This is a genomic window from Janthinobacterium sp. GW821-FHT03C10 (genome assembly GCF_059420865.1).
Window position 1 is genome coordinate 423,371 of sequence record NZ_JBWKUN010000001.1, and the last position, 26,239, is coordinate 449,609.

Here is a 26,239-nt window from a genome sequence, read left to right on the forward strand (position 1 = left end):
TTCTATGTCTCGGCATTGGCGGTGAGCCAATTGTCGAATGCATCTTTTGCTACGCTAGTAAGTATATTGCTAAATTTATCCTTATCTCCTAAATATAAACAATGTCTAATTAGAGTGTAAGGATTTAGCTTGTCATCTTTATTATTTTTTTCGAAGTAACTCTGGTATCGTTTCGCTTTCCCAATATTTTCACGTAAAAGAAAATTCAACTTACCTCTTGTTATGCAATTGTCTGCCTCAATGATTTCTTGAGTAAAGCCATCTACTTTGTGTGCTTCAAATTCATAGTCCTTGAAAAAATGGTGGGCTATTTTTTGAAAGCTGAATGCATTAAGTAGCCTCGATTGGTTTAGTTCATTATTAGATTCTCGGCCTGTTTCAACTTGACCATCTTTGGCAATATCGTCAATTGTTTCCTCTTTTCTTATTTCCTCAATGGTGGATTCTCGTATTTCTCGAAATTCTCGATCGGCGAGTTCAAATAATGCTGCTAAAGTATTGATTCTTCTTTTTAATCTATTTGGGATAGATTTTTTGTACTTTATTTTATGATCTAAAACACTCCATGAATCCTGAATTATTGTTCTTATTTGAACTTCGAATTTGTATAATTTGTATATTTCATATTCTGGCAATTCAATTCTTTTTTCGTTAAGTTTTAAATCTAAGTGCAGGCCCTTATACCCAAATGATGCCTCTGTATTTTCCAACTGGGTAATTTTATTTGTGATATCTATTACATCAAAATGAGTTGACAGGCAGGAGTTTATTTTCTCTACATCATCCTCATAAAGACATATTATTCTCAATCCAATCAAATCTGTTATTTTTTCCTGAATTGAGTAAGGTGTGTTCTGCGTTTCAAGTTCTGATCTGTACTTTAGGTTGAATTTTTTTATGCATTCTTCTTTTTCCTTTACTCTTCCCTCAATTTTCGATATTGAATCGTTGCCCGATGAACTCAATAATGCGGTGATTAGTGTAATGAATGAATTTTTTGCATTTTCCAGAAGTTTTATGTTTAATTCGTAATACTCTCTAAATAATTTTTTTTCTGTGTCAAAATCTAATGAAGCCATACCATCCCTCTTTTTTGTGATTTTTTTAAATTAAGATTTGTACCTCATAACCCCTTCGCCACCCCCACAACCATCGCCGACGGCACCAGCAAAAACTGCGCGATCAGCGTTCCCTCCAGCCGACTCCCCACCAGCCACACCACCGCACGTCTAAACTGCAATTCTTCGATCTTGCCTTCGATGACGTCATCCGTCATGCCCGACATGTGCGGGACGATGAAGACGGCCATCATGATGGTGGCGCCGTCGTTGATGATCGATGACAGGGTGCTGGAGGTGACGCGCACGCCTGCGTATAACGCCGCGAAGACGCCCACCGTCCACAGGGCCGTGGCGATGATGATGGAGACGGAAACGCCGGATTTCTGGCGCAGACCCGTGACGTTGGCAGGCTGGCGGAGGTCTTGAGGTAGGACAAGCCGCCCTTGAAGACGGCGTGCAGCAGCAGTTTCGGCACCGACCTGTGTACCTGGAAGTGCTCGACGGCGCGGCAGAAGGCGCGCTGGAATGAATTTAAGGGGTGCGACAACAGCATTGGAATGCTGAACAGGGCCAGCCACCGCGTGCGGATGCCGGCGATGCGCACGGAATAGGCGAAGGTGCCGATCATGTGGATGATGAACGTCAGCGCGCAAATCAGCAGCAGTTGCTTGTCCATCACAACCTTGCAGTATGGAAAATGTAATTCCATCCTGCCATGAAATTATTTATTTTTCAACTGCAAATAAGGCAATTTTCAAGTTAATTCGTTTTCGTCGTGTTTTGTGTGTTTGTATGCTGACGGCAGTTTTTCACCCCAAGGCAGAAACTGGGGTCAGACCCTACAGGGGTAATGTCCCCCAATGGGGGGCATTACGATCACGAAGTGACTGACCCCGGCTTTTTGCCTGTGGGTGAGGTCAATACCACCGGCACGCTTAAGCTTATCTCTTGCTTGTATTTCAAGCTTGCACCCTCAACTATCCCTGGTGGCGGCAAGACTTGCCGCTCGATATGAATCAACCACCCCGGAGGTACACCATGAGTTTCGATTCCTTTCTGTCCAAACTGAAGTCCAAGGCAAGTGAACTGAAAACGGAAGCCCTGAAGTACAAGAACAAGGATTTCCTGAACGCCGCGATGGCGGGCTCGGCCCTGATCTCCATGGCCGACGGCAGCGTCAGCGCGGAAGAGAAGCAGAAGATGGTGAAGTTTATTGAAAGTAATGACGCGCTGTCCGTGTTTACCACCACGGACGTGATCAAGGCTTTCCAGGACTATGTCGGCCAGCTGGAATTCGACAAAGATATCGGCGAAGCCAAGGCGTATCAGGCGCTGGGCAAGATGAAGTCGAATGTGGAGGCGTCGCGCCTGCTGGTGCGCATGATCATCGCCGTCGCTTCGTCGGATGGCAATTTCGACGCCAACGAGCAGCGCGTGGCCAGCAAGATCGCGCGCGAGCTGGGCTTGACTCCGGCGGAGTTCGAGTTGCAGTAAAGCCGGGCCAGGCGGCCCAGGCTGGCTGGCTTAACTCTTGTCCCACCACGGCGGCGTGCCCGACGACCAGGGGCACGCCATGTCCACTTCGCTGATCCTGTAGCGGATCTCGATCACCTGGCCGGGGCTGAAGGGGCCGCGTTTCCAGTCGCCGGAATCAAAGACGTAGCCTTTGCCCTTGATGCAAAGACTGGTCGGATTGTTGCCGATGGGGCCGGTCGAGTGCAGGGTGACGCGCACTTCGCCGTTGGCGTCCAGCGGGGCGTCGCCGCCCGTGAACAGTGCATCCGAGCCGATGTCGCAGACAGTGGTGCTGCCTATCTTGCTGCAGTGCTTGATATACGTTTGCTGGCGCGCATTGGCCAGGTAATCGTCATGCCGCATCGGCTTGCCGTCGTCATAGGTGAAGCGCAGGACGACTTGCGTGGGCTCGCTGGCCGGATGGCGCGTGGTGCTGGTGCAGGCGGCGCTGACCAGGGCCAGCAGGGGCCAGGCCAGCAGGCGCAGGCCGCGCCGCAGCACGGTGGATATCGGGTTACTGCGAGGTGTCTGCATTGCGCTCCATCGGCCGTTGCCATTCATTTAAGGAATTTGGCGGCGATGATAGCACGCGAGGGCCGCGCGCACCTCCCTGGAACTGCCCGCAACTACGCTGCGCCTCAACGCGATGCCAGCCCGATGTGTTGCACGTGGGACGGCACGACGCCGCCGCCCGACAGGTTTTGCGACGGCACCACCATCACCAGTTCGCCATCCACGCTGCCGTCATCGTTGTGGTCGATGCGCACCTTCAACTGGCGGTCCAGCGCGACGAAGGCGTTGCCGTCGGTGGCGACGATGCGGTGCTCTTCCTGCTTGCCGATACGCGCATACTTGACGGCGCCGGCGAGGCGCAGTTCCAGCGTGTCGCCATTCGACAGATCATAGGTGCCGACGAATTTCTTGAAATCCTGGCGCATCATGTAGCGCGGGTGTTCGGGCACGTCGATGCGCAGCGCGTTGCCGGGCACGGTGACGGTGTGCTCCGGCGGCAGGGATTGCGCGGTGGCTGCCGTGCTGGCGGCGGCGAGGCACAGGAGTGTGCCCAAGGTGACGGTTTTCATGTCGTTGTCCTTGTTGCTTGATGGCTACTAGCGCGCGGCACCTGCCGCCCGTCCTGATTCAATTCCTGCAGCACTTGCTTGCACAGCTCGCCGTACCCCACGCCCGTGCCCCGTTTGTGTGCGGCCAGGTCGTAGCGTGCGCTGATGTCGTCCCACGCCACGCTGCCGGGCAAGGGACGCAAGTTGTCGTCGAGGTCCATCTCGAAATGAATGAAGTGGCCGTCGGTGCTCAGCAGCTTGCCGTACACGGGGGGCCTGCCGGGGCAGGCCAGCCGCAGGTCGAGCATGAGGGCCGCATCGAGCGCCACGCCATGGCTGGCCGCGCACTGGCGCAAGGCGTCGGGCAGGGGGCGGGCGCGCCACCAAGCCGCCGTCTGGCGGATGGTGGCCAGGGTCAGCGCGTTTTGCTGTTGTACAGAATATTGCTTGCTCATGGCTGTCACCCATGCGGAAGGCGGCTTGGCGCCCGCCTGCCGCCTCAACGCGATGCCAGGCCCATGCTTTGCACGTGTGCCGGCACGATGTCGCCGCTGACCAGTTTTTCTGCCGGCACCACCATCAGCACTTCGCCGCCCACGCTGCCATCGTCGCGCAAGTCGATGCGCATGGCCAGTTGCCGGTCCAGCGCCACGAAGCTGTTGCTGCCGCTGGCGATGATGCGATGTTCTTCCTGGTCATCGATGCGCGCATACATCATGGCGCCGATGCTGCCTATATTGCGCAGGTGGAGCACCTGGCCGTTCGACAACTCATAGCCGCCGCGGAACGGAGAAAATTCTTGCGCGCTCATGAAGTGCCTGTGGGCTGGCAGTTCGATCGTCTGCAGGCGCCCGCCTGGAATGACGACGGTCTGGCTGTCGGGAAGCGTTTGTGCATTTGCCAGCAGGGCGCAGACGCCCAGGGTGCCGGCCAGGATCCATGTTTTCATTTTTTTACCCATCCTTGAACTTTGGTGCCGTCCGCTGCCGGCGCGGCGATATTATTGGTACCAGGGAAATCGAACCGGCTGGTCCGCACGCGCTGTGGTGACCTTGGCAAGGTGCGGGCGACCAGTCTTGCCAGTGTAGGCAGGCAAGATGCCCCGCACATCATCCGATCGGATGACACGGCCTCATGCATCCAACACGGTCAGGTGCGCCGTTGCGCCGTGGATCAGGGCGATCAGCTCGCCCTGGCGCCGCGTATCGGTCTTCAGATAGGTGTGGTGCAGATGCGTCTTGACGGTATTGACGCTGATGCCGCCGCGCGCAGCGATTTCCTCGATGGTGGCCCCTTGCGCCAGCGCCTTGCCCACCAGCGCTTCGGCTTGCGTCAAGTCGAACAGCTGCCGCAAGGCAGTGACAGACGTGCTCGCTTGGGTGGGATCGCGCGCGATCAGCAGCGCGCATGGGGGCTGGCAATCGGCAAGCGGTGTTACTGTCAGGGCCAGGGGACCTTGCTGTTTGCGCGCCAGGCGCAGCGACTGGCATTGCGCTGCGCCGCCGGTGCTGGCGATGACCATGCGCACGGCGCGCACCAAGTCGGGCGGCGCGGCGTGTGCCAGTTGCGCCGCATGCAAGGCGTGGCCGGCGGGCGTGGCGAAACGCAGTCCGAGGTTGGCGTCGAGCACCAGCACGATGGCGCCCATGGCGTCGAGCGCCGCCAGCGCGCAGTGGCTGGCCAGTTGCGCTTCGCGCAGGCGCTGCTGCAGGCAAAGGGCGCGTTGCAGATGCGGCAAGAGTTCCTGCCATTGCTGGCCGCTCAGGTCGGCGCTGTCGAGCTGCGGCCAGTCGCCCGCGCCGCAGGCCGAGTCGTACATGGCGGCGATCAGTTTGCCCACATCCGCCGTTGCTATACCTGTGTCCATGCTTGCCCCCAATCCTGACTACATCAGTGTGCCGCAGGCGCGCAGGTGCGGAACTGGGTAAGGGCGGTGTTGCGCAGCGATTCGTCCCACCTTTGTGAGGAAGGTCTGTTCGCTGTCTTCTGTCCTGGGCAACTATCAAGATAGTACAAAGACAGCGGTGCCGCAATGGTTCGCGCCTGTCCTTCTGGATCTGGATAGTGTTCTGCAGGAAACTTGCGCGGGTAAATCGCGGCCATGATGTAAGATTCGCACTATGTCCGATTTCACATTTACCGATTGCCCATGAGTTCAATAATGATTCCCGACGTCGCCCTGGTCGACAACACCGAACAACGCACGCCGCTGGTGCTCGTGCTGGACTGCTCCGGCAGCATGGATGGCCAACCTGTTTCCTTGCTGAACGAAGGCCTGGCCCTGCTGGAGCAGGAATTGAAATCCGACGTGATCGCCGCCAAGCGCGTGCGCATCCTCGTGATTCAATACGGCGCCCACGATGAAGCGGTGGTCGCCAGCACCTGGTGCGATGCCATGGATTTCACGGCGCCCCGTTTGGAAGCGAACGGCACCACGCCGACCGGTGCTGCCGTCGAGCTGGCCCTGGCCGAGATCGAGCAGGAAAAGCAGCGCTTCCGCGCGGCGGGCGTGGCGTACACGCGGCCGTGGCTGTTTTTGATGTCGGACGGCGAGCCGACCGATCCCTGGCAGCGCGGCGCCGAGCAGGCCCGCGCGGCCGAGCAGGCGAACAAGGTGGCGATCTTCCCCATCGCCGTGGGCGACAATGCGAATACCGCTACCCTGGGGCAGTTTTCCAGCCGGGGCGAGCGGGGCGTGAAGCAGCTGAAGGGCTTGCAGTTCCGCGAACTGTTCCTGTGGCTGAGCGCCAGCATGCAGGTGGTGTCGCAATCGCGTCCCGGCGCGCAGGCGCAGCTGGCTTCGACGGACGGCTGGTCCGTCGTGAATACGTGAAAGCCCGCTGATCCATGGCAATAGCAAAGCAGCAGTGGCGCGTGTTTGGCGCCTCCGTCACGGGCAAGGCGCATCTGGATAAGGAGATCGCTTGCCAGGATGCGCACGCGCACGCCGTCGTGAACGACGTTTTGGTGGCCATCGTCTGCGATGGCGCCGGTTCGGCCCGCCTCAGCGAGCAGGGCGCGCAGTTTGTCGCGGCGCACACCGTGCAGGCGCTGGCCGGACGGCTGGAGCAGGGCGCCACCGTGCAGGATCTGCATGACGGCGCGCTGGCGGCGACCCTGGCGCAGATCCGCGCCGCGCTCGACGACATCGCCCGCGCCGCCAACGCCACCGTCGACGACTATGCCAGCACGGTGGTGGGCGCGGTCATGGGGCAGGAGGCCGGCTTCTTCTTCCACCTGGGCGACGGCCTGGGCGTGGCGCAACTGATGGACGGCGGCGAACTGATCTCGCTGCCCGCCAACGGCGAATACGCCAACGAAACCTATTTCATCAGTGGCGAGCGCTGGCGCGAACAGCTGCGCCTGCTGGCGATTCCGCAAGCCGTGCGCGGCGTCGTGCTGATGTCGGACGGCTGCATGCCCTTTGCCATGAGCAAGAACAATGCAGCGCTGTACGCGCCGTTCATGGATGCCGTGCAAGGCTATCTGCGCACGGTCGAGAGTATCGAGCTGGGTAATGCGGCGCTGGCATCCACCCTGGCCGACCCGCGCACGCACCAGATCACGGGCGACGACAAGACCCTGCTGCTGGCCTTGCGCGCATGAGCCGGAAGCAGGGAGTCACGCCCGGTCTGAGTCCGGGCGGCAAGATATGGCTGGATAAGGTCCGCAGCCTGGTACTGGGCAAACTCGTCAAGAGCGGCGGCGCGGGCAGCGTGTACCTGTTGCCCGGCGCGTCCGCGCAGGTCGCCAAGCTGTACCACCCGCACCTGGACCGGGCGGCCAACCGGCGCAAGCTCGAAGCGATGCTGGAACTGTCGCCCGAGCTGCCCGATCAAGTGGAAAACGGCAAGCGCTACGTGCAGATCGCGTGGCCCCAAGCGGCCGTGTTCGACGGCCAGGGCGGCTTTGCCGGTTTCGTCATGCCCCTGCTGGACATGGCGCAGACGGCCGAGCTGGAACAGATCATGCAGGAGCGGCAAGCGCGCGCGGCGGGCCTGCCCACGGGACTCGGTCCCAAGCTGACCCTGGCCGCCAACCTGGCCGCCGTCCTCGATGCGCTGCACCAGCAGCAGCATTACGTGGTCGACTTAAAACCCGTGAACCTGCGTTTTTACCGCGATTCGTTGTACATCGCCATGCTCGATTGCGACGGTTTCAGCATCCAGGGCCATGCGGAGCGTTTTCCTGCCGAGCAATTCACGGCCGACTACCTGGCGCCGGAATTCCAGCGCAAGGGCATGCCTGCGGGCACGGAAATGGCACAGGACCGTTTCGCCCTGGCCGTCGTCATCTTCCAGTTGCTCAACTTCGGCATCCACCCGTACAGCGGGCGGCCCGGCAATGCGCAAGTGGCGACCGATATTCCCGGGCGCATCCGCGACGGCTGCTATGCGTATGGCGTCAAACGCCACAAACAGCTGGCGCCGAACGCCACCAGCGGCCATGCCTTGATGCCGCCGGAACTGCGCGCCATGTTCGACCGCGCGTTTTCCCCATCCTCCACGGCGCAGCGGCCATCGGCGGCCGACTGGGCGCAGTTGCTGCGCGGCTATGCGCAGCGCAGCGGCGGCAAGTTGACAGTGTGCGCCGTGAATCCCGAACACCAGCATTTTGCGGGTCAGGGTTGCGCGGCCTGCGCGCGCGACAAGGTCATCGGGGCGGCCGCGCAGGCTTCGGCTCACGCTTTGGCGCAGGCAAGGCAGGCGCCGCCGCCGCGGCGTCCGCGTACCTTGCCTGGCAACGCCGCGCCGGCGCCGGCCGCGCAAGGGCAGTCCGCCGTGTCGGACACGGGCTGGGTGGTCATCATCATCCTGATTGTGTTCTTCGTGATCGGCTTTGCGATCTGGACCGCCGTACCGGACGATGCGGAAAAGAAGACCGGGCAGCAAGCCACGACGGTGCCCGTAGCCGGGCTGGAACAGCTGGACTGGCATGCGCGCACGGCCGGTGCATTGCAGTCGTCGGACGTGCGGCGTGCCGTGCGCAACTTGTCGCAAGCCATGGGCAAGGGCGACGATGCCGCCGTCGTGCGGGGCTTGCAACTGCTGTACCGCAGCGAGCGGGAAAAATCGTCGGGCTACAGCGGTGACCTGGCCCGCGCGCGTCTGCGCACCTCGATGATGGAAAGCATGGGCTGGCTGCCCGGCTACCAGTCCAGCTTGTCCGATACCTACCTCGACTTGCTGCAAGCCGATCCGCGCGACCACCTGGCCGCGGCGGCGCTGGCCCGCACGCACCTGAGCCTGAATGAGCCGCAAGCGGCGCGCCAGTACTTCGAGCAAGCCGTGTGGGCCCGTCCGACCGATGGCGTGGCCTGGCTCGGCATCGCCGCTACGGCACTGCTGCGCGGCGGCGGGGGCGAGCAGGATGCCGCCAACCTGGTGGCGCTGGCGCAAGTGACGGCGCAGCGCCATACGGCGCAGAATGCCATGCCGGCCGAAGAAGGCGAAGCGGCCGACAACGGCGTCGAGCGCACGGCCAGCCGCATGGAGCGCGCGGCCAATATGCTGCGCCTGGTGCAGCCGGGCGCCTATCCTAAACGCTGGGACAAGGCGCTGGCAGACGGTGCCTTGCTGGCAAAGAGGCTGGCAGCCTTGCCGGCGCCGCCAGACCAGGGCGCCAGCGTGCAGCGCGACACGATGGCCACCGTCGCCTACCGCGTGTTGAGTGAGGCGCAGGCCAGCGGCGAAAGCCGTCTGACCCTGTCCATCGCTGCCGATGGCAGCCTGACCGCCGCGCGGGCCGAGCAATACATGGAGCCCATGCTCAACAAGGTCATCCTGGATAGCCTGAAGAGCTGGACTTTCAACCCGTCCGTGAAAAATGGACAATTCCAGGACGCCAAGGTGGACGTGCTGGTGCGTTACCGCAATGGCAGTGTCAGCTTCGTGCCGGCGGGCGCGCCCGCCGCGGTGGAAAATTAAAGGAATAGCATGAAAATCAAGACCCTATGCGCGCTGCTTGGCGCTTGCTTGCTGACCCCGGGCATGGCGCAGGCGGACATCGTGCAGCGCCAGGTGCTGGCAAGCATGGCCGGCGAACCCGATAGCGAAGGCGGCGATGTGTTCACTATCGCGGGCACGACGGCCTGCGGCGGCAGGCAGATCCGCATGGATGCCCGCTCGGTCAATCTGGACGAGGCGCCGTACGACGCGCTGAAAGCCGAACTGGCCCGCCACATCCGCAGCAAGACGCCCATGCTCGTCACCCTGAAAAAATGCCCCGAGGATGCAAGCGTGCCCATCGTGCGCCAGATCGCCGCCTGCACGCCAGTGGCCTGCGCCGATGGCCGGGCGCGGCTGTATCTGCACGAACATTTCTACCCCATCGAGCAGGAAAAAGCGTTCAACGTGCTGCTGTTGCCCTTGCCGAAAGGCAAGCTGCCAGGCACGTGGAAGGTCGATATTTATAGCCTCGCCGGCCACAAGCTGCGCCTGTCCGGCCAGGTCAACCGGGCCGATTATGCCTCCGGCGAGCTGGTGGGCGGCTATGTCACGTATTACCCGAATGGCAAGATCGAAAAACAGGTGGCGCAGGATGGACAGGGCCGGCAGCACGGCATCGGCAGCAAGTATTATCCGGACGGCACCCTGGAGCTGCGCGGCAACTGGCGCCACGGCTTGCCTGAAGGTGAACACCAGTTGTATCACGCCACGGGCAAGCTGCGCGAGACGAGCAGCTACCGCGATGGCAAGCAGCTGGACGGCCCCAAGCAGATCTCGGCTGAAAATGGCAAGCCGAGCACGAGTTATGTACTGCGTGGCGGCAAGATGGAAGGCGAGATGCTCACGTATTTCCCGGATGGAAAAGTGTCCAGCCGCTCCGCAATGAAGGAGGGGAAATACAATGGTTTGACGACAAACTATTACCCTGATGGCGCCGTGCGCGGCACCATGACCTTGCGCAATGACTTGCCCACGGGCGAGGCGCTGGAATTCTATCCGGAGGGTAAGGTGCAAAGCCGCCAGCAGTATGCCGACGATGGCGGCTTGCTGAGCCTGCAGCGCTACAGCCCGCAAGGCGTGCTGGTGCTGGAGCGGCGGTGGGATGCGCAATTGCGCGAGCAGGGCACGTCGCGCTCGTGGTACGAAAGCGGCAAGCCCGAGCAAGCGATCGAGTATGTGAACGACAGGCGCGACGGCTGGAGCCGCAGCTGGCGCGAGGATGGCACGTTAAAAAGCGAATGCCGCTATGTGGCTGGCAAGGCCCAGGGTGCATGCGGCGAGGCGCCGCCGGCGCCGGAACTGCAGCGCAAGGAGCAGGCATGGCGCGCCTTGTGAAGCATGTGCTGCTTGCAACGCTGCTGTGGCCGGCGCTGGTCCACGCCGAGATCGAGCAGCGGCAAGTGGTCAGCGCGATCCAGGCCGAGTCCGGCAAGGGCGGCGGCGACGTGCTGACGCTGGCCGGCGACAGCGGTTGCGGCGGGCGCCAGGTGCGCATGGATGCCGTGTCCGTGCACCTGGACGCCGCGCAATACGCGGCCATGAAGCAGCAGCTGGCGCCGTTGATACGCGAGGCGACGCCCTTGCTGATGCGCATCAGATCGTGTCCGGCAGCCGGCGCAGCGCTCGCCATGCCCGAAGTCAGCAAGCTGGGCGGCTGCGAGCCGCAAGCCTGTGCGGACGGCAAGGCGCGCCTGTACCTGAACCACAATCTGACGCGCGGCGAAGTCAAGGAGCATGCGCGCTACGCCCTGGTCGTGCCGCTGCCGGCAGGCAAGACGCCGGGCACCTGGCAAGTCGAGATCTATCATGTGCGCGAAGGCGAACCGAAGCGGCTGATCGGCCAGGTCGACGACCCCGATTACCTGCGCGGCAAGCTGCTGGGCAACTACAGCATGTATTACCCGCATGGTCAGCTGGAAATGCAGGTGGAGCAGGACGGGCGCGGCGTGCAGGAGGGCACGCAGACCCGCTATTACCCGGACGGCCAGGTTTCCATGCGTAGTACGTGGCGCAACGGCGTGCAGGAGGGGGAGGAGCAGACCTATCACCAGAGTGGCAAGCTGATCGAGTCGCGCACCTACCGCAACGGCGCCCGCGCCGATGGTGTGGTGGAAACGTTCGATGAAAACGGCAAGCTGCGTACGCGCATGACGCAGGTCAAGGGCGAGACGGACGGCGAGCTGCTGCTGTTCTATCCGGACGGCGCCGTGGATAGCCGCAGCCAGTATGTGAATGGCATCATGACGGGCCCGAGCATCGGCTATTTCCCGGATGGCAAGGTACAGCGTACGACCAACTACGTGGACGGCAAGCCTGTCGGCGACAGCGTCGAATATTACCCGGACGGTAAAATCGCCAGCAAGCGCACGCACAGCGGTCATTACGTGCTGCGCAGCGAGCAGCGCTTCAGCCGGGCCGGCGTATTGCTCGTGCACAAACAGTGGAACGCGGGCGGGCGCGAGGAGGGCGCATTGCGTTCCTGGTACGCCGACGGCAAGCCGAGGCAACTGATCGAATATGCCGATGGCGAACGCGACGGCTGGACCCGCCACTGGCGGGAAGATGGCAGCGTGGAAAGCGAATGCCGCTATGTGGCCGATGTGGCGCAGGGGGCATGTACGGGGGCGTCCGCCAGCATGTCGTACACCGAGGATGGCATCGATCCTCTGATGCCGGAACCGTGACAGGGACAAGTGATGCGTGGCCAGCCTTCTTGCGAGGCATGGACAGGTAGTGGAAATGACGCCCCAAAGCAGTCGGTCGTCGCGTCAAGAATCGATCTGTTCAATTACTAGATCCGTACACGCAGCCAGCTGAGCCTTAATAAGGGCACTCAAATCAACGTTCACGCCCACATCTTTAACATGTACAAGCGAACCGATTATCAGTTGAAAACAATCGTCGGGGACATCCCTCGTATCGAATTCTGGAGGGGGCGGCGCCAACAAAGCAAGTTCGAGTCCGAGTGCAAAGGCAAGGTACGCCGGATATTCCTCGTATTTTCCGCCTTGATCAGGGCAAAACCTGATTCCGAGTGCCTCACCCAACACGGCAACGGTCGCTTCGAATGATAGCGTAGGGCGAATGTTCAAGCATCCGCTGAAATTCGTTCCCTTTTGATATAGGTCCATAAGTTCATAAGGAAAAATTTGAGGTTCTATGCGGCAACGGGCAAAGGCTTCGAACCTAAGCATAGCGGACGCGCGGCGTCTCACCTTACAAGCGCCCGTCGTTAGAACCATGGATCGAAGTACTCGGAAGCAGAAGCCTTGGCTCCCTCATTGGCGCACCAAACCGTAACACGGCGCCTGACGTTGACAGCACCAAAACCAGGCCGCCCTTGATTGTTATTTGATCAAATGGATTGGATTGATCCGAAACAAACGTCCACACAGGTTCATGATTTTGCAGCGATTCCAAAACGACTACGCCGATTGAGCCATGTTCCGCAGCCTCTCCGCACTTAACTATGTACTGTCCGCCATACAGCGCTTCTTGCGCCAGAATCGCGACATTGAGCCAACCGCCAAGTTCCTGTTTTTCACGTACTCTGACCATTCTGGTTTCGTGCACTTCGTAGATATCACCATTGCTGCACATGAGGCCATTGTGGCTTCGCACCTCCTGGTTATTCCACTTTGTTGCCATCACTGTCATTGATTCCATATGTAGCAATGGGCGACTGCATGCCCTGAATTAAACAACCTTTATTCTATCGAGCGGCTGCTCTGACGCAAAATCGACTTGCGTTCAGAATCGTTGAAGACGATTGTGTTCTTGCCCGTAAATCCTATTCAACGTCCGCCCCTGGCCGCTTGAAGCCACCTCAAATTCCATACCTGTTCCGAGCAGCGGCCTCAAGCTCAGCCTGCGGCAAGCCTGCTTGCCGCCAAAATTCAAAAAAATACTCCAAGGTTTCGGCAGAGGCGCCACTATCCATGGGATGCAAGACGCATATGGCCGTTCTGATTTTCAAAACGTCCGGCTCGTCCGATTGGTCACGCCCGTCGATTGCTCGCCAGAGGCGTACACGCTCGGCGATGACTTCCTCAACCGTCGCCGCACCGGTGATGTATCGACTCGCCGCAGCTGTCGCTGACCTGGCAACCTCAGGCAATTGTGCAGTCACTCTGCCAATAGCCTCGATCATGAATCGTTGAGCTGAAGATTGTTCTGCAGGGTCATCCAGGTCCACCGCGGATGCAATGGCATCAAATAGTCTCTTGTTCAACATTTGCCCTACGTTTCGGTGATTGCGCGATGCCTGCAGCGGGGGCCGCCTGTGGCAAATGGCGCTCCCCCAAGACACAGACCAGGGTCGTACCCTCAGGGTACGACCCCGGACCTTGCATGGGTTCCATGATGGAAGGGCCTGGTGGCTTACCTGTGCGGCGGCGTCAGCACGCTGGCGATGGCTTTCGGCAACGTTTCCGGATAATCGCGGCTGAAGTGCAGGCCGCGGCTTTCGCGGCGCGACAGGGCGCTGTTGACGATCATCGAGGCCACGTCGACGAGGTTGCGCAATTCCAATAAATCGTGCGTGATGCGGAAGTTGCGGTAGTACTCGTCGATTTCTTCCTTCAGCAGGGCGATGCGGTGCTGGGCCCGTTCCAAACGCTTGGTGGTGCGCACGATGCCCACGTAATTCCACATGAAGCGGCGCAGCTCGTCCCAGTTGTGGGAAATCACCACTTCCTCGTCCGCATCCGTGACGCGGCTTTCATCCCAGTCGGGCAGGTAGGGCGTGCCCAGCTTTTCCTTGCTTTCGATATCCTGCGCGCAGGCGCGGCCGATGACTATGCATTCCAGCAAGGAATTGCTGGCCAGGCGGTTCGCGCCATGCAGACCCGTGCAGGCCGTCTCACCGACCGCATACAGGCCGGGCAGGTCGGCGCGGCCGGACAAGTCCGTCACGACGCCGCCGCACGTGTAGTGGGCGGCCGGCACGATGGGAATCGGCTGCTTGGTGATGTCGATGCCCAGTTCCAGGCAGCGCGCGTAGATGGTGGGGAAGTGTTCGATGAGGAATTCGGCCGGCTTGTGGCTGATATCCAGGTGCACGTAGTCGAGGCCGCGTTTCTTGATCTCGAAGTCGATGGCGCGCGCCACCACGTCGCGCGGCGCCAGTTCGGCCCGCTCGTCGTGGGCCAGCATGAAGCGCGTGCCTGCTGCCGCGCCCGCTTCGGGCGGCAGTTTCAGCAAGCCGCCTTCGCCACGGATGGCCTCGGTGATCAGGAAGGACTTGGCGTACGGGTGGTACAAACACGTGGGGTGGAACTGGATGAATTCCATGTTCGACACGCGGCAGCCCGCGCGCCACGCCATGGCAATGCCGTCGCCGCTGGCCGTGTCCGGGTTGGTGGTATATAGATACACCTTGCCGGCGCCGCCCGTGGCCAGCACGGTATGCTCGGCGGCAAAGGTGTGCACCTTGCCCGTTTGCTCATCCTGCACGTACAGGCCGTGGCAATGGGGCTGGGCGTTGCGCTGGGCCGGCTTCATGCCCAGCTTGTCGGAGGTGATCAGGTCGATGGCGCAATGGTGTTCGAACAGACTGATGTTCGGGTGGGCGCGTACCTTTTCTTCCAGGGTCACTTGCACGGCGTGCCCCGTGGCGTCGGCCGCGTGGATGATGCGGCGCTGGCTGTGGCCGCCTTCGCGGGTCAAATGAAAACCCAGTTCGGCCGAGGCGTCGCGCGTAAACGGCACGCCTTGCTCGATCAGCCATTCGATGGCTTCGCGGCCGTGCTCGACGATGTAGCGCGTGGCGCTTTCGTCGCACAGGCCGCCGCCGGCGATCAGGGTGTCTTCGATGTGCTGCTGGTGGCTGTCGCCTGAGTCCAGCACGGCCGCGATCCCGCCTTGCGCCCAGTTGCTGGCGCCATCGAGCAGCGCGCGTTTGGAAATGATCGCGACGGTGCGCGTCTCAGCTAAATGCAGTGCAACCGATAAACCCGCCAGGCCACTGCCGACAATCGCTACATCAAATTTCATGACATTTATCTCTTTTAGGGGAAGCATACTATATGCCATTTCCCCCCATTCGGTAATGTGTTGAGATAAATTCTGCCAGCGAAAGATAGCTGGGGCCGTAGCTTGTGGCGCATCAATGTCTTCTTGGAACAGTTCGCCATCATGGCAAGACAGCAGCAGGCCGCCCTGTGCGCGGCGTGATGCTTTTTGCCGCAGGAGGAACCGTGATCCGCATCTTCAGCCATTATGTCTCGAAAACAGCGTTTATCTTGCTGTTGCTGGAAATCCTGATCCTGCTGCTGTCGGCCACCCTGACGTCCTTGCTGTGGCTGGCGGACGGCAGCCGCGTGCTGCGCGTGGGCGAGATCTACCTGTCCTCCGCGATCTTTGCGCTGGTCATCGTCCTGAGCATGAGCGCGCTGGGCATGTACCAGCACCGCTCGCGCGAGGACATCCGCAACACCTTGTTGCGCATCCTGCCGTCGTTCGCGCTGGGTTTTGCCGTGCTCAGCGTCCTGATACGCTTTATTCCCGTGCTGCAATTCGGGCGCGGCAGCGCGATGATCTTCGGCCTGGGCGCCATCGGCGTGCTGCTGGCGCGCCTGGTGGTGTTCAAATCCTCGCAATCGGCGCTGATGGAAGGCCGGCTGATCCTGGTGGGCGGCGGGGCGCTGGCGCGCGAATGCATGGACTTGGCGGCCAGCAAGATCGGTTTCCACCAGTTTACCGTCGTCGGCTGCATTGATGTGGCGGGGGAGCAATGCTGCGTGCCGGCCTCGGCCTTGCTGCCGGCAGGCCCCTCGCTGCTGGCCATGGCCCAGCGCCATGCCGCGCACGAGATCGTCGTGTCCGTCAGCGACCGGCGCAATGGCGCGTTTCCTGCCAAGCAGCTACTGGAATGCGCATTGGGCGGCGTGAAGGTGATCGACGCGGCCACGTTTTTCGAGCGCGAAGCGTGCCAGATCCGCATCGATTCATTGCAACCCAGCTACCTGATCTATGGCGGCGGCTTCGACCAGAGTTTCTTCCGCGCCGCCTCGAAGCGGCTGTTCGACCTGGCCGCCAGCGCGGTCATCTGTCTGGCCGCGCTGCCCGTGATGCTGGCGACGGCCCTGTGCATCCGCCTGGAAGACGGCGGCCCCGTGTTTTACCAGCAAGAGCGGGTGGGGCGCGACGGCCTGCCTTTCAAGGTGCTGAAATTTCGCAGCATGCGCTGCGACGCCGAGCGCGACGGCAAGCCCATCTGGGCGCTGGACAACGATGCGCGCATCACGCGCGTGGGCAAGCTGATCCGCAAGCTGCGCATCGACGAATTGCCGCAGATGCTCAATGTGTTTCGCGGCGAGATGAGTTTCGTGGGCCCCCGTCCCGAGCGCGCGTATTTTGTCGAGCAGCTGAAGGAGCAGGTGCCGTACTACAACATTCGTCACAATATCAAGCCCGGCATCACGGGCCTGGCGCAGGTGCGCTATCAATATGGCGCCTCCGTCGACGACGCCGTCAAGAAGCTGCAATACGATCTGTATTATGTAAAGAATAACAGCCTGTTCCTTGACTTGCTGATCTTGCTCGACACGGTGCAGGTGGTGCTGTTTGGCAAGGGCAGCCGATGATGCGGGAGCAGTCGGACTGGCTGGCGGCCACCGACGCGGCGGCCCTCAGCCATGGGCTGGCGTCGCTGGCCTTCTTCGCGTTGGCGCTGCTACTGATCAGCAACTGGCGCGCGCGGCAGAACGTGCGCGCCTTGCTGGCCGCTTGCCTGGCGACGGGCGGCTGGGCCACGGGCACGGTGGTGCTGGTGCTGCTGGGGCAGCGTGCCTCGCCGGCCGGCGAGGCGCTCGAGTTGCTGCGCACCCTGGCCTGGCTGGTGTTCTTGCTGCTGCTGATCGAACCGTCGCGGCCCCGCTTGCGCCTGGTGCTGGCCGGCATCGTTCTCACGGCGCTGGCGCCCGGGTTGTCCGCGCTGGCCTCGTCGTGGCTGGCGCTGCCCTTGCCGGCGCGCATCATCGCCAGCGTCAGCCGTTTGCTGCTGGCCGTGCTGGGCATGTTGCTGGTGGAACAATGGTACCGCAACACGCCGTCCTTGAAACGCTGGGGCATCAAGTTTGCGTGCCTGGGCGTGGGTGGCCTGTTTGCCTACGATTTTTATCTGTACAGCGACGCCTTGCTGTTTCGCACGGTCAACGACGACATCTGGGCCGCGCGCGGCATCGTCGACGCCCTGTGCGCGCCGCTGCTGGCCGTCTCGGCCGCGCGCAATCCGGGCTGGGCGCTGGGCCTGTCCGTCTCGCGCCAGATGCTGTACCGCTCGGCCGCCTTGCTGGGGTCGTCCATCTATCTGCTGGCGATGGCGGCCAGCGCCTACTATTTGCGCTATTTCGGCGGCACCTGGGGTTCCCTGATGCAGATGGCTTACCTGGGCGGCGCGGCCCTGCTGCTGGCCGGCGTGCTGTTTTCCGGCAGCCTGCGCGCCAAGCTCAAGGTCACGATCAATAAACACTTTTATAACGCCATCTTCGACTACCGCGAGGAATGGCTGCGGTTTACGCGGGCGCTGTCCGAAAATGGCCCGGCCCTGGGCGAGCGCACGATCCAAGCCATGGCGCAACTGGTGGAAAGCCGCGCCGGCGCGCTGTGGATACGGCGCGAGCAGGGGCAGTTTGCCCCGGCCGCCAGCTGGAACTGGCCGCCCGGCACGTGGAGCGAGCCGGCGTCCGGTCCCCTGTGCCAGTTCCTGGAAGCACGGCAATGGGTGATCGACGTGCCCGATTGCCAGCACAACCCGCGCCAGTACGGCGGCTTGCGCTTGCCGCCCGCGCTGCTGGCGCTGCCTGACGTGTGGCTGCTGGTGCCGCTGATGCTGCATGGCCAGCTGTTCGCCTTTGTCGCGCTGGCGCGGCCCCGCACGCGTATCGGCTTGAACTGGGAAATCCTCGACGTGCTGAAAATTGCCGGCAGCCAGGCCGCCAGCTACCTTGCGCACCGCGAATCGCTCGATACCCTGACGGTGGCGCGCCAGTTCGACTCGTTCAACCGCATGTCCACGTTCATCGTGCACGACCTGAAAAACCTGGTGTTTCAATTATCCCTTTTACTCAGCAATGCGGAAAAGCACCGCGCCAATCCCGCCTTCCAGGAAGACATGCTGGGCACCCTTGACCATTCCGTGCAGAAAATGAAAACCCTGCTGCAGAAGCTGGCGCGCGGCGAGGCGCCGGAAGCGCCGGCGCCGCTGCTGCTCGATGGCTTGCTGCGCCAGGCCGTGGCCGCCAAGGCCAGCCTGGCGCCCGCGCCCCGGCTGGAAATCGTCGATGGCGAGCTGACGGTGCTGGCCAACCGCGCGCGGCTGGAAAGGGTGCTGGGCCACCTGATCCAGAACGCCATCGAGGCGACGGCCAGCGATGGCAAGGTGGCCGTGCGGCTGCGGCGGGTACAGCAGATGGCCGTGGTCGAGCTCGACGATACGGGGCAGGGCATGAGCGAACAGTTCATCCGCGAGCGCCTGTTCAAACCGTTCGACACGACCAAGACGGCGGGCATGGGCATCGGCGTGTTCGAAAGCCGCGAATACCTGCGCGAGGTGGGCGGCAGCCTGGAAGTGCGCAGCGAACCGCAGGTGGGCACGACGTTCCGCGTGATCCTGCCGCTGCATGCGGCATAGCAAAGGAGTGCCATGGGCAAACAAAAACTGCTGGTCATCGAAGACGATCCCGGCTTGCAAAAGCAGCTGCACTGGAGTTTCGATGGTTACGAGGTCTTGCTGGCGGGCGAGCGCGAGGCGGCGCTGGCGCTGGTGCGGCGCCACCAGCCGGCCGTCGTGACGATGGACCTGGGCTTACCGCCCGATCCGGACGGCGCCACGGAAGGCCTGGCCACCCTGCAGCAAATCCTCGCGCTGGCGCCGGAGACGAAAGTCATCATCCTCTCGGGCAACCAGGAGCGCGCGCATGCCTTGAAGGCCATCGCACTGGGCGCCTACGATTTCCACCAGAAGCCGTTCGATGCCGACATGCTGGGCCTGGTCATCGCCCGCGCGTTCTATTTGCACGCGATGCAGCAGGAAAACCGCCGCATGCTGCAGACGCAGGCCGACTCGCCGCTGGCGGGCATCGTCAGCCGCGACCCCGGCATGCTGAAACTGTGCCGCAGCGTGGAAAAGGTGGCGCCCTCGTCGGCCAGCGTGATGCTGCTGGGCGACTCGGGCAGCGGCAAGGAACTGATTGCGCGGGGCTTGCATGCGCTGTCGAGCCGCCATGCGCAACGCTTCGTCGCCATCAATTGCGCGGCCATCCCGGAAAACCTGCTGGAAAGCGAGTTGTTCGGCTACGAGCGGGGCGCGTTTACGGGCGCGGCGCGGCAAACCCTGGGCAAGATCGAACTGGCCCACGGCGGCACCTTCTTTCTCGATGAAATCGGCGACATGCCGATGGCGCTGCAGGCGAAACTGCTGCGCTTCCTGCAGGAGCGAATCATCGAAAGGGTGGGCGGACGGGCCGAGATCGCCGTCGACGTGCGCATCGTCTGCGCCACGCACCAGGATGTAAAGGTGCTGGCGGAGCAGGGACGTTTCCGCGAAGACTTGTTTTACCGGCTCAGCGAAATCGTCCTGCGCATTCCGCCCCTGCGCGAGCGGGCCGGCGATGCCGCCTTGCTGGCCCATCATTTCAAGAACAAGTTCTGCGCCAGCGAAGGGCGCGGCAGCCTGCACTTCAGCGCGGGCGCGCTGCAGCTGATCGAAAGCTATGGCTGGCCCGGCAATGTGCGCGAAGTGGAAAACTGCATCAAGCGGGCCGTCATCATGAGCGACGGCCCGCAGATCGCCGCCGACGACCTGGGCTTGCCCGCCAGCGCCCAGGCGGCGCCCCAGGATGAACCGCTGAACCTGCGCCAGGCCCGCGAAGGGGCCGAATACAAGGTGATGGTGCGGGCGCTGGCGCGGGCCGACGGCAATATCGCCAAGGCGGCCGAACTGCTGGGCGTGAGCCGGCCCACGCTGTACGACCTGATGGGCCATCACGGCATCAAGTAGCGTGCGCATACTGATGTGTATCAAATATCAAGATTGTGTAAGGCGACGCACATACGCTGGCGCCGCCGTGGCGCATCCTAGCCTCATCAACAACGAGGAGGCGTCATGAATGCGATCAGTTTATTAATGCAGGACCATAAGGCCGTCAAAGCCCTGTTTGCCCAATATGAAGGCTTGAGCGACCGCTCATTTGCCACCAAGAAAAAGCTGGCCGACCAGATCTGCCTGGAACTGACCGTGCACACGCAGCTGGAAGAGGAAATCTTCTATCCGGCCGTGCGCCGCCCCATCCACGACGGCGATCTGATGGATGAAGCCCTCGTCGAGCACGCGAGCGCCAAGGAACTGATCGCGCAAATTGCCGCGATGGACCCCGCCGACGACCTGTACGACGCCAAGGTCAAGGTCCTGTCCGAGCAGATCGAACACCACGTCAAGGAAGAAGAGGGCGACATGTTTCCCAAGGTGCGCCATACGGCCGTCGACCTCGATGCGCTGGGCCGGGAAATGGCTGCGCGCAAGGAACAGCTGACGGGCGTCGCCGCCTGAACGGCATAAAAAATCAACAACCAAGGGAGTATTTCATGCAAGCTACACAACTGTCCGTATCGGACCTGAACAACCCGGGCGTGTCCTGGGGCGCCGTGCTGGCGGGCGCCGCGGCGGCGGCGGCCCTGTCCTTCATTTTGCTGATCCTCGGCGTGGGCCTGGGCCTGTCGTCCGTGTCGCCGTGGTCGTTCAATGCCACGGCCATCGGCGTGTCGACCATCGTCTGGCTGGCCTTCATGCAACTGGCCGCCTCCGGCATCGGCGGCTACATGGCGGGCCGTCTGCGCGTGAAATGGAGTGCCATCCACACGGATGAAGTGCATTTCCGCGATACGGCGCACGGCTTGCTGGCCTGGGCCGTGGCCACCCTGATCACCGTGGCCGTGCTGGCCGGCGGCACGCGCGCCGTCCTGAGCGGCGCCATCGACGCGGGCAGCGGCGTGGCGGCGGCAGTGGCCCCGGCTGCGGCAGTTGCAGGCAATGCGGCAGGCGCCAAGGCGGGCGAGGGCGGCAGCGCCGATCCCCTCGATTATTTCTCGGACATGCTGTTGCGCGCCGCACCCGCTTCTGCTGCCGCCACCGGCATGCCCGCGATGGCGAACCCGGGCGTGACGGGCGCCGACCAGCGCATGGAAATCGGCAAGATCTTCGCCACCAGCCTGTCCAAGGGCAGCCTGGCCGCCGATGACCGTGCCTACCTGGGCCAGGTCGTGGCCAGCCGCACGGGCTTGACGCAGGCTGAAGCGGAAGCACGCGTCGATGCCGTCTACGGCCGCGCCGTGAAAGCCGCCGCCGATACGAAGGCTGCCGCCCAGCAAGCGGCGGAAACGGCCCGCAAGGCCGGCGCCCACACGGCCCTGTGGATGTTCGTCGCCTTGCTGCTGGGCGCTTTCGTGGCCAGCCTGGCGGCAACGTTCGGCGGCCGCCAGCGCGACCATGAGCGCGTGCTGCGCCACGTCACCATCTGAACCCCTACCTATCATATAAATCAAGGAGTCTGCCATGCGTTCCATCCTCTTGCTGCTGTTGGGCATTCCATTGCCCATCGTCATACTGATTGCCCTGTTCGTCCGCTGACAAGGCCCAGACCAGGCCGACATGAGAAAAACCGGCGCCCGCTGCAAGGTGGGCGCCGGTTTTTGCGTGAAAGCGGCCGCATGTGTAAGATGGCGCCATCTTTCCACCGAGACTATCCATGAACGTGAGCACCATCCGTCCCTTGCTGAAAACCGCAGCCATTGCCGCCTTTGCCTGCACGATGCTGGCCGCGTGTTCCACCCTGATCGGCCCGCGCGACGTGAATGTGTCGCTCAGCAAGATGCAGCAAGGCCTGGAGCGCCGCTTTCCCATCGATAAACGGGTGCTGTCCGTGCTGGACGTCAAGCTGACCCATCCGCAACTGTCCCTGCAGCCCGAGCGCGAACGGGTGGCCTTGAGCGTGGACGCCAGCGTGATGCCGCCGTTCATCCGCCAGACCTGGCGCGGCAGCCTGGCCATGTCGGGCCGGCTCGTGCTCGACGCCCAGCGCAACGCCGTGTACCTGAGCGAAGCGAGCGTGGACAAGGTGAGCATCGACGGCATGGACGAGTCGCAGCAGCGCCAGTTCGCCAAGGTCGCCAGCCTGGTGGCCGACCAGCTCATGCATGAAACGCCGATCTACACGTTCAAGCCCGACGAACTGCGTTACGCGGGCGTGCAATTCGTGCCCACGCAGCTCAGGACCACGGGCAATGGCTTGACGGTGACGTTCGAGCCGGTGAAGTAGCGGTGAAGTAGCGGTGAAGTAGCTCAGGCCTGGAATGCGGGCGTGGTGAGCCGCGTGGCCGTGTTATTGCGCGGCGTCGCCTCTTCATGGAACAGGTCTGCCAGGTAGTCGCACAGCGCGTCGGCGCTGATATCGTCGGGGACGATGAAATCGGCGGGCCTGCGCTTGCCTTCCGCGCCGAGATAGTATGCGCGCCACGCACCGGGATTGCCGCGGATGGCGATCAGGGTGCCGAAAACATTGAATTTGAATTCCTGCATCAAACTCCTCCAGTCCGAGAGACAGACGAATAGATAGGCCGTATTGCGGCATAGTAACATTTGCCCATCGGAACACTAGACTTATTTAATGGACATTGTTTCCCCGCCAGCAGGCCGACTATAATCCTGCCTCCCATGCCTGGACACAGCATGTTCCCCAACATGAAGTTAAAACAATTAAAGGAATCTTCGTGAAACGTTCACTCATCAGCGCCGCCTGCTGCGCCTTGTTCGCCTTCTCCTCGCCGTCGTTGTACGCCCAAGCCACCAATGCTGCCGCGCCCGTCTCCGGCATCGACCTGAAAACCCTGGACCCCGCAGTCAGCCCCAAGGATGATTTCTACGGCTACGTCAATGGCGTGTGGACCCGCAATACGGAAATCCCGGCCGACAAATCCGTCTGGGGCACGTATATCGAATTGCGCGAAATCGCGCAAGGCCAGCTGCGCGGCCTGATCGACGCCACCGTCAAGAACCCCGGCAAGCCCGGCAGCGAGGCGCACAAGATCGCCGACCTGTACACGAGTTTCATGAACGACAAGGCGCGCGATGCGGCCGGCTTCAAGCCATTGAAGGCCGAGCTGGCCCGCGTTGCCGCCATCAAGGACAAGAAGGACTTGCCGGCGCTGTTTGCTTATTTGCAAGGCAATGGCATCCAGACGCCGTTTTCCGCCTATGTGGCGCCCGATGCGCAAGATCCCGAGCGCTACACGGTCAACATCAGCCAGTCCGGCCTGGGCTTGCCCGACCGCGATTACTACCTGAAGCAAGACGATGCCAAGCTGCAAGCCGTGCGCGCCAAATACCTCAAGCATATCGAGACCATGCTGGCCATGAGCGGCGACAAGGCCGCGGCCGAACACGCGGCGCAGATCCTCGACATCGAAACGCGCCTGGCGGCCGTGCAGTGGACGCGCGTGCAGATGCGCGACCCCGTCAAATCGTACAACCGCGTCGATTTCGACAAGTTCACGGCGCTGGCGCCCGCCTTCGACTGGAACGCCTACTTTGCCGCCGCCGGCCTGGCGAAAAAGGAAAGCTCGGCCGTGGTGCGCCAGCCCAGCTTCATGACAGGCTTCTCCGAGACCGTGGCCGCCGTGCCGCTGGCATCGTGGAAGAGCTACCTGAACTGGCGCATCATCGAAAGCTATGCTTCCTACCTGGACAGCGCCACCGTCAAGGAGCGTTTCGCCTTCGACGGCACGGTGCTGCGCGGCGTGCCGCAAAGCGAACCGCAGTGGCAGCTGGCGCTCCGCTTCACGGATAACGCCATCAGCGACGCCGTCGGCAAGCGCTACGTGGACATGTATCTGCCGCCGGAAACCCGGCCCCGCGTGATGGCCATGTTCGACAATTTCGTCGCCTCGTTCAAGGATGGCATCGAGCAGCTGGACTGGATGGGCCCGGAAACCAAGAAGGAAGCGCAGCTCAAGCTGGCCGCCCTGAAACCGAAGATCGCGTACCCGGATACCTGGCGCGACTACAGCAGCATGCAGACGCAGCCGAACGACCTGATCGCCAACGTGCGCGCCTCGCGCGTATGGAGCCGCCAGCAAAACCTGGCCAAGCTGGGCAAGCCCGTCGACCGCGACGAATGGTCGATGACGCCGCAAACCGTCAACGCCAGCTACAGCCCGGCGCTGAACGCCATCACGATCCCGGCCGCCATTTTGCAGCCGCCATTCTTCAACGTGAAAGCGGAAGACGCCGTCAATTACGGCTTGCTGGGCATCACTTTCGGCCATGAGATCAGCCATGCCTTCGACGATTCCGGCAGCCAATATGACGCCAAGGGCCGCCTGCGCAACTGGTGGACGGCGCAGGACCGCGCGGCCTTCAAGGCGCTGGCCGCCGGGCTCGTCAAGCAATACGGCGCCTACAGCCCCGTGCCTGGCTACCACATCAATGGCGAACTGACCCTGGGCGAGAACATCGGCGACAATTCCGGCCTGTCGATCACCTACAAGGCTTACCAGCGCTCGCTGGGCGGCAAGCCTTCGCCCGTCATCGACGGCTTGACTGGCGAACAGCGCCTGTACATCGGCTTTGCGCAAAAATGGCGCGCGAAACTGCGTCCGGAAGCGGCGATCGCCCAGATCAAGAGCGACCCCCATTCGCCGGGCGAATTCCGCGCCAAGGGCACGGTCAAGAACCAGCCCGGCTTCTATGAAGCGTTCGGCATCAAGCCGGGCGACCCGATGTACCTGCCGCCCGAGCAGCGCGTGATCATGTGGTAAATCATGTGGTAAAGCCGTAGGGCAGTCGGGCAACCGCGCCGGGGACTATTCCTTGGCGTGGTTGAGCGTGTACCGGGGCAGCTCCACCGTCAGGTCTTCCTGGGCCAGGCGCGCCTGGCACGACAGGCGCGAGTGGGGCTGCAAGCCCCAGGCCTGGTCGAGCATGTCTTCTTCATTGTCGCCCAGCTCGTTGAGCGAATCGAAACCCTGCACCACGACCACGTGGCAGGTGGAACAGGCGCCCACCTGGCCGCAGGCATGTTCGATGTCTATCTTGTGAAGCAGCAAGGCGTCGCAAATGCTCATGTTTCCCGGCGCGTCGAAGACGGCGCCTTTCGGGGCCAGCTCGGGATGGGGCAGGACGGTGATTTTTGGCATGCGGGATTCTCCTCGGTTATCCTTCAATGCCGTCACTGTGGACCTTCCCGCCTTGGCAAGGTCAAGCCCCTGCGCGATCCTGTGCGACGATGCACGCGTCGAGATGGTCGAGCAATTGCAAGAACACGCGTTTATCCGCAAAGTGATTCATCGTGGCGCTCGTCAAGACATCGCTGGCCACCGCCGTCACGGCGGCCCTGGCCTGCGCGCAGGCGGCATGCAGCTGCGCGCGATCGAGTTCCAGCAAGGCCGTATCGATGGCTGCGCGCGTAAAATCGTAGGCATCCATACCGCAGCAGCCGGCGACACAATGGGTTTCCAGCAGGCAGATCATCTGCCACAGTTCCCCCAGCAAGGGATCGATGTCGATCGCTTGGTCATAGCGGCCGTCAAGATCGATGAATTCGATCCAGGCATCGTCGCCGATCTGGATGTCGTACTGGCGGTCGCGTTCGGTCATTTT

The 26,239-nt window shown here is 61.9% G+C and carries 27 protein-coding genes; 13 read left to right on the forward strand and 14 right to left on the reverse strand.

Going from position 1 to position 26,239, the window contains the following annotated elements; genetic code table 11:
* Positions 1 to 2: 2 nt before the first annotated feature.
* From AC07VH_RS01600 to AC07VH_RS01610, 3 genes are read right to left on the reverse strand one after another with little or no spacing between them, the layout of a single operon-like run.
* Positions 3 to 1,079 carry a GTP pyrophosphokinase gene (locus tag AC07VH_RS01600; RefSeq protein ID WP_494786536.1) on the reverse strand — a complete coding sequence of 359 codons (1,077 nt, stop codon included), beginning with the start codon at positions 1,077 to 1,079 and terminating at the stop codon, positions 3 to 5.
* Positions 1,080 to 1,123: 44 nt separating this feature from the next.
* Positions 1,124 to 1,396 carry a lipid II flippase family protein gene (locus AC07VH_RS01605; RefSeq protein ID WP_494786537.1) on the reverse strand — a complete coding sequence of 91 codons (273 nt, stop codon included), beginning with the start codon at positions 1,394 to 1,396 and terminating at the stop codon, positions 1,124 to 1,126.
* Entirely contained in the window at positions 1,309 to 1,737 is a 429-nt protein-coding gene (locus AC07VH_RS01610) for a lipid II flippase family protein (RefSeq protein WP_494786538.1), read from the reverse strand. Before AC07VH_RS01610 ends, AC07VH_RS01605 begins: the two co-directional genes overlap by 88 nt.
* Before the next feature lie 362 nt (positions 1,738 to 2,099).
* On the opposite strand from AC07VH_RS01610, the gene AC07VH_RS01615 reads away from it, so the two are divergent.
* Positions 2,100 to 2,555, forward strand: coding sequence for a tellurite resistance TerB family protein (locus AC07VH_RS01615; RefSeq protein ID WP_494786539.1), 456 nt, complete (start codon positions 2,100 to 2,102; stop codon positions 2,553 to 2,555).
* A 30-nt stretch (positions 2,556 to 2,585) separates the two neighbouring features.
* Here the strand turns inward: AC07VH_RS01615 and AC07VH_RS01620 are convergent, their stop codons facing one another.
* The 5 genes from AC07VH_RS01620 to AC07VH_RS01640 all read right to left on the reverse strand — a co-directional run bounded on the left by AC07VH_RS01620 (position 2,586) and on the right by AC07VH_RS01640 (position 5,504).
* A complete protein-coding gene (locus AC07VH_RS01620) occupies positions 2,586 to 3,110 on the reverse strand; it encodes a hypothetical protein (RefSeq protein WP_494786540.1) in 525 nt (174 codons plus the stop codon).
* Positions 3,111 to 3,214: 104 nt separating this feature from the next.
* Positions 3,215 to 3,658 (reverse strand): hypothetical protein, encoded by a 444-nt coding sequence (locus tag AC07VH_RS01625; RefSeq protein ID WP_494786541.1) that lies wholly within the window; start codon positions 3,656 to 3,658, stop codon positions 3,215 to 3,217.
* Positions 3,655 to 4,092, reverse strand: a complete 438-nt coding sequence (locus AC07VH_RS01630) for a hypothetical protein (protein WP_494786542.1) — start codon at positions 4,090 to 4,092, stop codon at positions 3,655 to 3,657. Before AC07VH_RS01630 ends, AC07VH_RS01625 begins: the two co-directional genes overlap by 4 nt.
* A gap of 44 nt (positions 4,093 to 4,136) precedes the next feature.
* Positions 4,137 to 4,586 carry a hypothetical protein gene (locus AC07VH_RS01635; protein ID WP_489627481.1) on the reverse strand — a complete coding sequence of 150 codons (450 nt, stop codon included), beginning with the start codon at positions 4,584 to 4,586 and terminating at the stop codon, positions 4,137 to 4,139.
* Between the two features lie 183 nt (positions 4,587 to 4,769).
* A complete protein-coding gene (locus AC07VH_RS01640; RefSeq protein ID WP_494786543.1) occupies positions 4,770 to 5,504 on the reverse strand; it encodes a helix-turn-helix transcriptional regulator in 735 nt (244 codons plus the stop codon).
* A 282-nt stretch (positions 5,505 to 5,786) separates the two neighbouring features.
* Here AC07VH_RS01640 and AC07VH_RS01645 point away from each other — a divergent pair, with 282 nt between their 5' ends.
* From AC07VH_RS01645 to AC07VH_RS01665, 5 genes are read left to right on the forward strand one after another with little or no spacing between them, the layout of a single operon-like run.
* Entirely contained in the window at positions 5,787 to 6,470 is a 684-nt protein-coding gene (locus AC07VH_RS01645; protein ID WP_475416784.1) for a vWA domain-containing protein, read from the forward strand.
* A 14-nt stretch (positions 6,471 to 6,484) separates the two neighbouring features.
* Complete coding sequence (locus AC07VH_RS01650; RefSeq protein WP_494786544.1) at positions 6,485 to 7,243, forward strand: PP2C family serine/threonine-protein phosphatase; 759 nt, start codon at positions 6,485 to 6,487, stop codon at positions 7,241 to 7,243.
* A complete protein-coding gene (locus AC07VH_RS01655; RefSeq protein ID WP_494786545.1) occupies positions 7,240 to 9,564 on the forward strand; it encodes a hypothetical protein in 2,325 nt (774 codons plus the stop codon). The genes AC07VH_RS01650 and AC07VH_RS01655 overlap by 4 nt, the downstream gene beginning before the upstream one ends.
* 9 nt (positions 9,565 to 9,573) lie before the next feature.
* Complete coding sequence (locus AC07VH_RS01660; RefSeq protein WP_494786546.1) at positions 9,574 to 10,920, forward strand: toxin-antitoxin system YwqK family antitoxin; 1,347 nt, start codon at positions 9,574 to 9,576, stop codon at positions 10,918 to 10,920.
* Positions 10,905 to 12,269: a toxin-antitoxin system YwqK family antitoxin gene (locus tag AC07VH_RS01665; protein WP_494786547.1), complete on the forward strand. Its 1,365-nt coding sequence runs from the start codon at positions 10,905 to 10,907 to the stop codon at positions 12,267 to 12,269. Before AC07VH_RS01660 ends, AC07VH_RS01665 begins: the two co-directional genes overlap by 16 nt.
* A 532-nt stretch (positions 12,270 to 12,801) precedes the next feature.
* On the opposite strand, the gene AC07VH_RS01670 is transcribed toward AC07VH_RS01665, so the two are convergent.
* From AC07VH_RS01670 to nadB, 3 genes are all read right to left on the reverse strand, one after another.
* A complete protein-coding gene (locus tag AC07VH_RS01670) occupies positions 12,802 to 13,242 on the reverse strand; it encodes a hypothetical protein (protein ID WP_494786548.1) in 441 nt (146 codons plus the stop codon).
* Between the two features lie 169 nt (positions 13,243 to 13,411).
* Complete coding sequence (locus tag AC07VH_RS01675) at positions 13,412 to 13,819, reverse strand: hypothetical protein (protein ID WP_494786549.1); 408 nt, start codon at positions 13,817 to 13,819, stop codon at positions 13,412 to 13,414.
* A 146-nt stretch (positions 13,820 to 13,965) separates the two neighbouring features.
* Positions 13,966 to 15,579 carry an L-aspartate oxidase gene (gene nadB / locus AC07VH_RS01680; protein WP_230538106.1) on the reverse strand — a complete coding sequence of 538 codons (1,614 nt, stop codon included), beginning with the start codon at positions 15,577 to 15,579 and terminating at the stop codon, positions 13,966 to 13,968.
* Positions 15,580 to 15,782: 203 nt separating this feature from the next.
* On the opposite strand from nadB, the gene AC07VH_RS01685 reads away from it, so the two are divergent.
* From AC07VH_RS01685 to AC07VH_RS01710, 6 genes are all read left to right on the forward strand, one after another.
* Positions 15,783 to 17,171 (forward strand): TIGR03013 family XrtA/PEP-CTERM system glycosyltransferase, encoded by a 1,389-nt coding sequence (locus tag AC07VH_RS01685; protein ID WP_475416382.1) that lies wholly within the window; start codon positions 15,783 to 15,785, stop codon positions 17,169 to 17,171.
* The gene (prsK, locus tag AC07VH_RS01690) at positions 17,168 to 19,219 is read left to right on the forward strand and encodes an XrtA/PEP-CTERM system histidine kinase PrsK (RefSeq protein ID WP_475416381.1); all 2,052 of its coding nucleotides are present in this window, start codon (positions 17,168 to 17,170) and stop codon (positions 19,217 to 19,219) included. Before AC07VH_RS01685 ends, prsK begins: the two co-directional genes overlap by 4 nt.
* Before the next feature lie 12 nt (positions 19,220 to 19,231).
* Positions 19,232 to 20,587: a PEP-CTERM-box response regulator transcription factor gene (gene prsR / locus AC07VH_RS01695; protein WP_494786550.1), complete on the forward strand. Its 1,356-nt coding sequence runs from the start codon at positions 19,232 to 19,234 to the stop codon at positions 20,585 to 20,587.
* A gap of 105 nt (positions 20,588 to 20,692) precedes the next feature.
* Complete coding sequence (locus AC07VH_RS01700) at positions 20,693 to 21,136, forward strand: hemerythrin domain-containing protein (protein ID WP_494786551.1); 444 nt, start codon at positions 20,693 to 20,695, stop codon at positions 21,134 to 21,136.
* 35 nt (positions 21,137 to 21,171) lie between these two features.
* The gene (locus tag AC07VH_RS01705; protein ID WP_494786552.1) at positions 21,172 to 22,104 is read left to right on the forward strand and encodes a hypothetical protein; all 933 of its coding nucleotides are present in this window, start codon (positions 21,172 to 21,174) and stop codon (positions 22,102 to 22,104) included.
* A gap of 227 nt (positions 22,105 to 22,331) precedes the next feature.
* Positions 22,332 to 22,901, forward strand: coding sequence for a DUF1439 domain-containing protein (locus AC07VH_RS01710; protein WP_475416377.1), 570 nt, complete (start codon positions 22,332 to 22,334; stop codon positions 22,899 to 22,901).
* Positions 22,902 to 22,924: 23 nt separating this feature from the next.
* Here the strand turns inward: AC07VH_RS01710 and AC07VH_RS01715 are convergent, their stop codons facing one another.
* Positions 22,925 to 23,161 (reverse strand): DUF7661 family protein, encoded by a 237-nt coding sequence (locus AC07VH_RS01715; RefSeq protein WP_494786553.1) that lies wholly within the window; start codon positions 23,159 to 23,161, stop codon positions 22,925 to 22,927.
* Positions 23,162 to 23,352: 191 nt separating this feature from the next.
* On the opposite strand from AC07VH_RS01715, the gene AC07VH_RS01720 reads away from it, so the two are divergent.
* Entirely contained in the window at positions 23,353 to 25,398 is a 2,046-nt protein-coding gene (locus tag AC07VH_RS01720) for a M13 family metallopeptidase (RefSeq protein WP_494786554.1), read from the forward strand.
* Positions 25,399 to 25,443: 45 nt separating this feature from the next.
* Here the strand turns inward: AC07VH_RS01720 and fdx are convergent, their stop codons facing one another.
* Complete coding sequence (gene fdx / locus AC07VH_RS01725) at positions 25,444 to 25,776, reverse strand: ISC system 2Fe-2S type ferredoxin (protein ID WP_494786555.1); 333 nt, start codon at positions 25,774 to 25,776, stop codon at positions 25,444 to 25,446.
* A gap of 61 nt (positions 25,777 to 25,837) precedes the next feature.
* Positions 25,838 to 26,236 (reverse strand): DUF6331 family protein, encoded by a 399-nt coding sequence (locus AC07VH_RS01730; RefSeq protein ID WP_494786556.1) that lies wholly within the window; start codon positions 26,234 to 26,236, stop codon positions 25,838 to 25,840.
* Between the last annotated feature and the right edge of the window lie 3 nt (positions 26,237 to 26,239).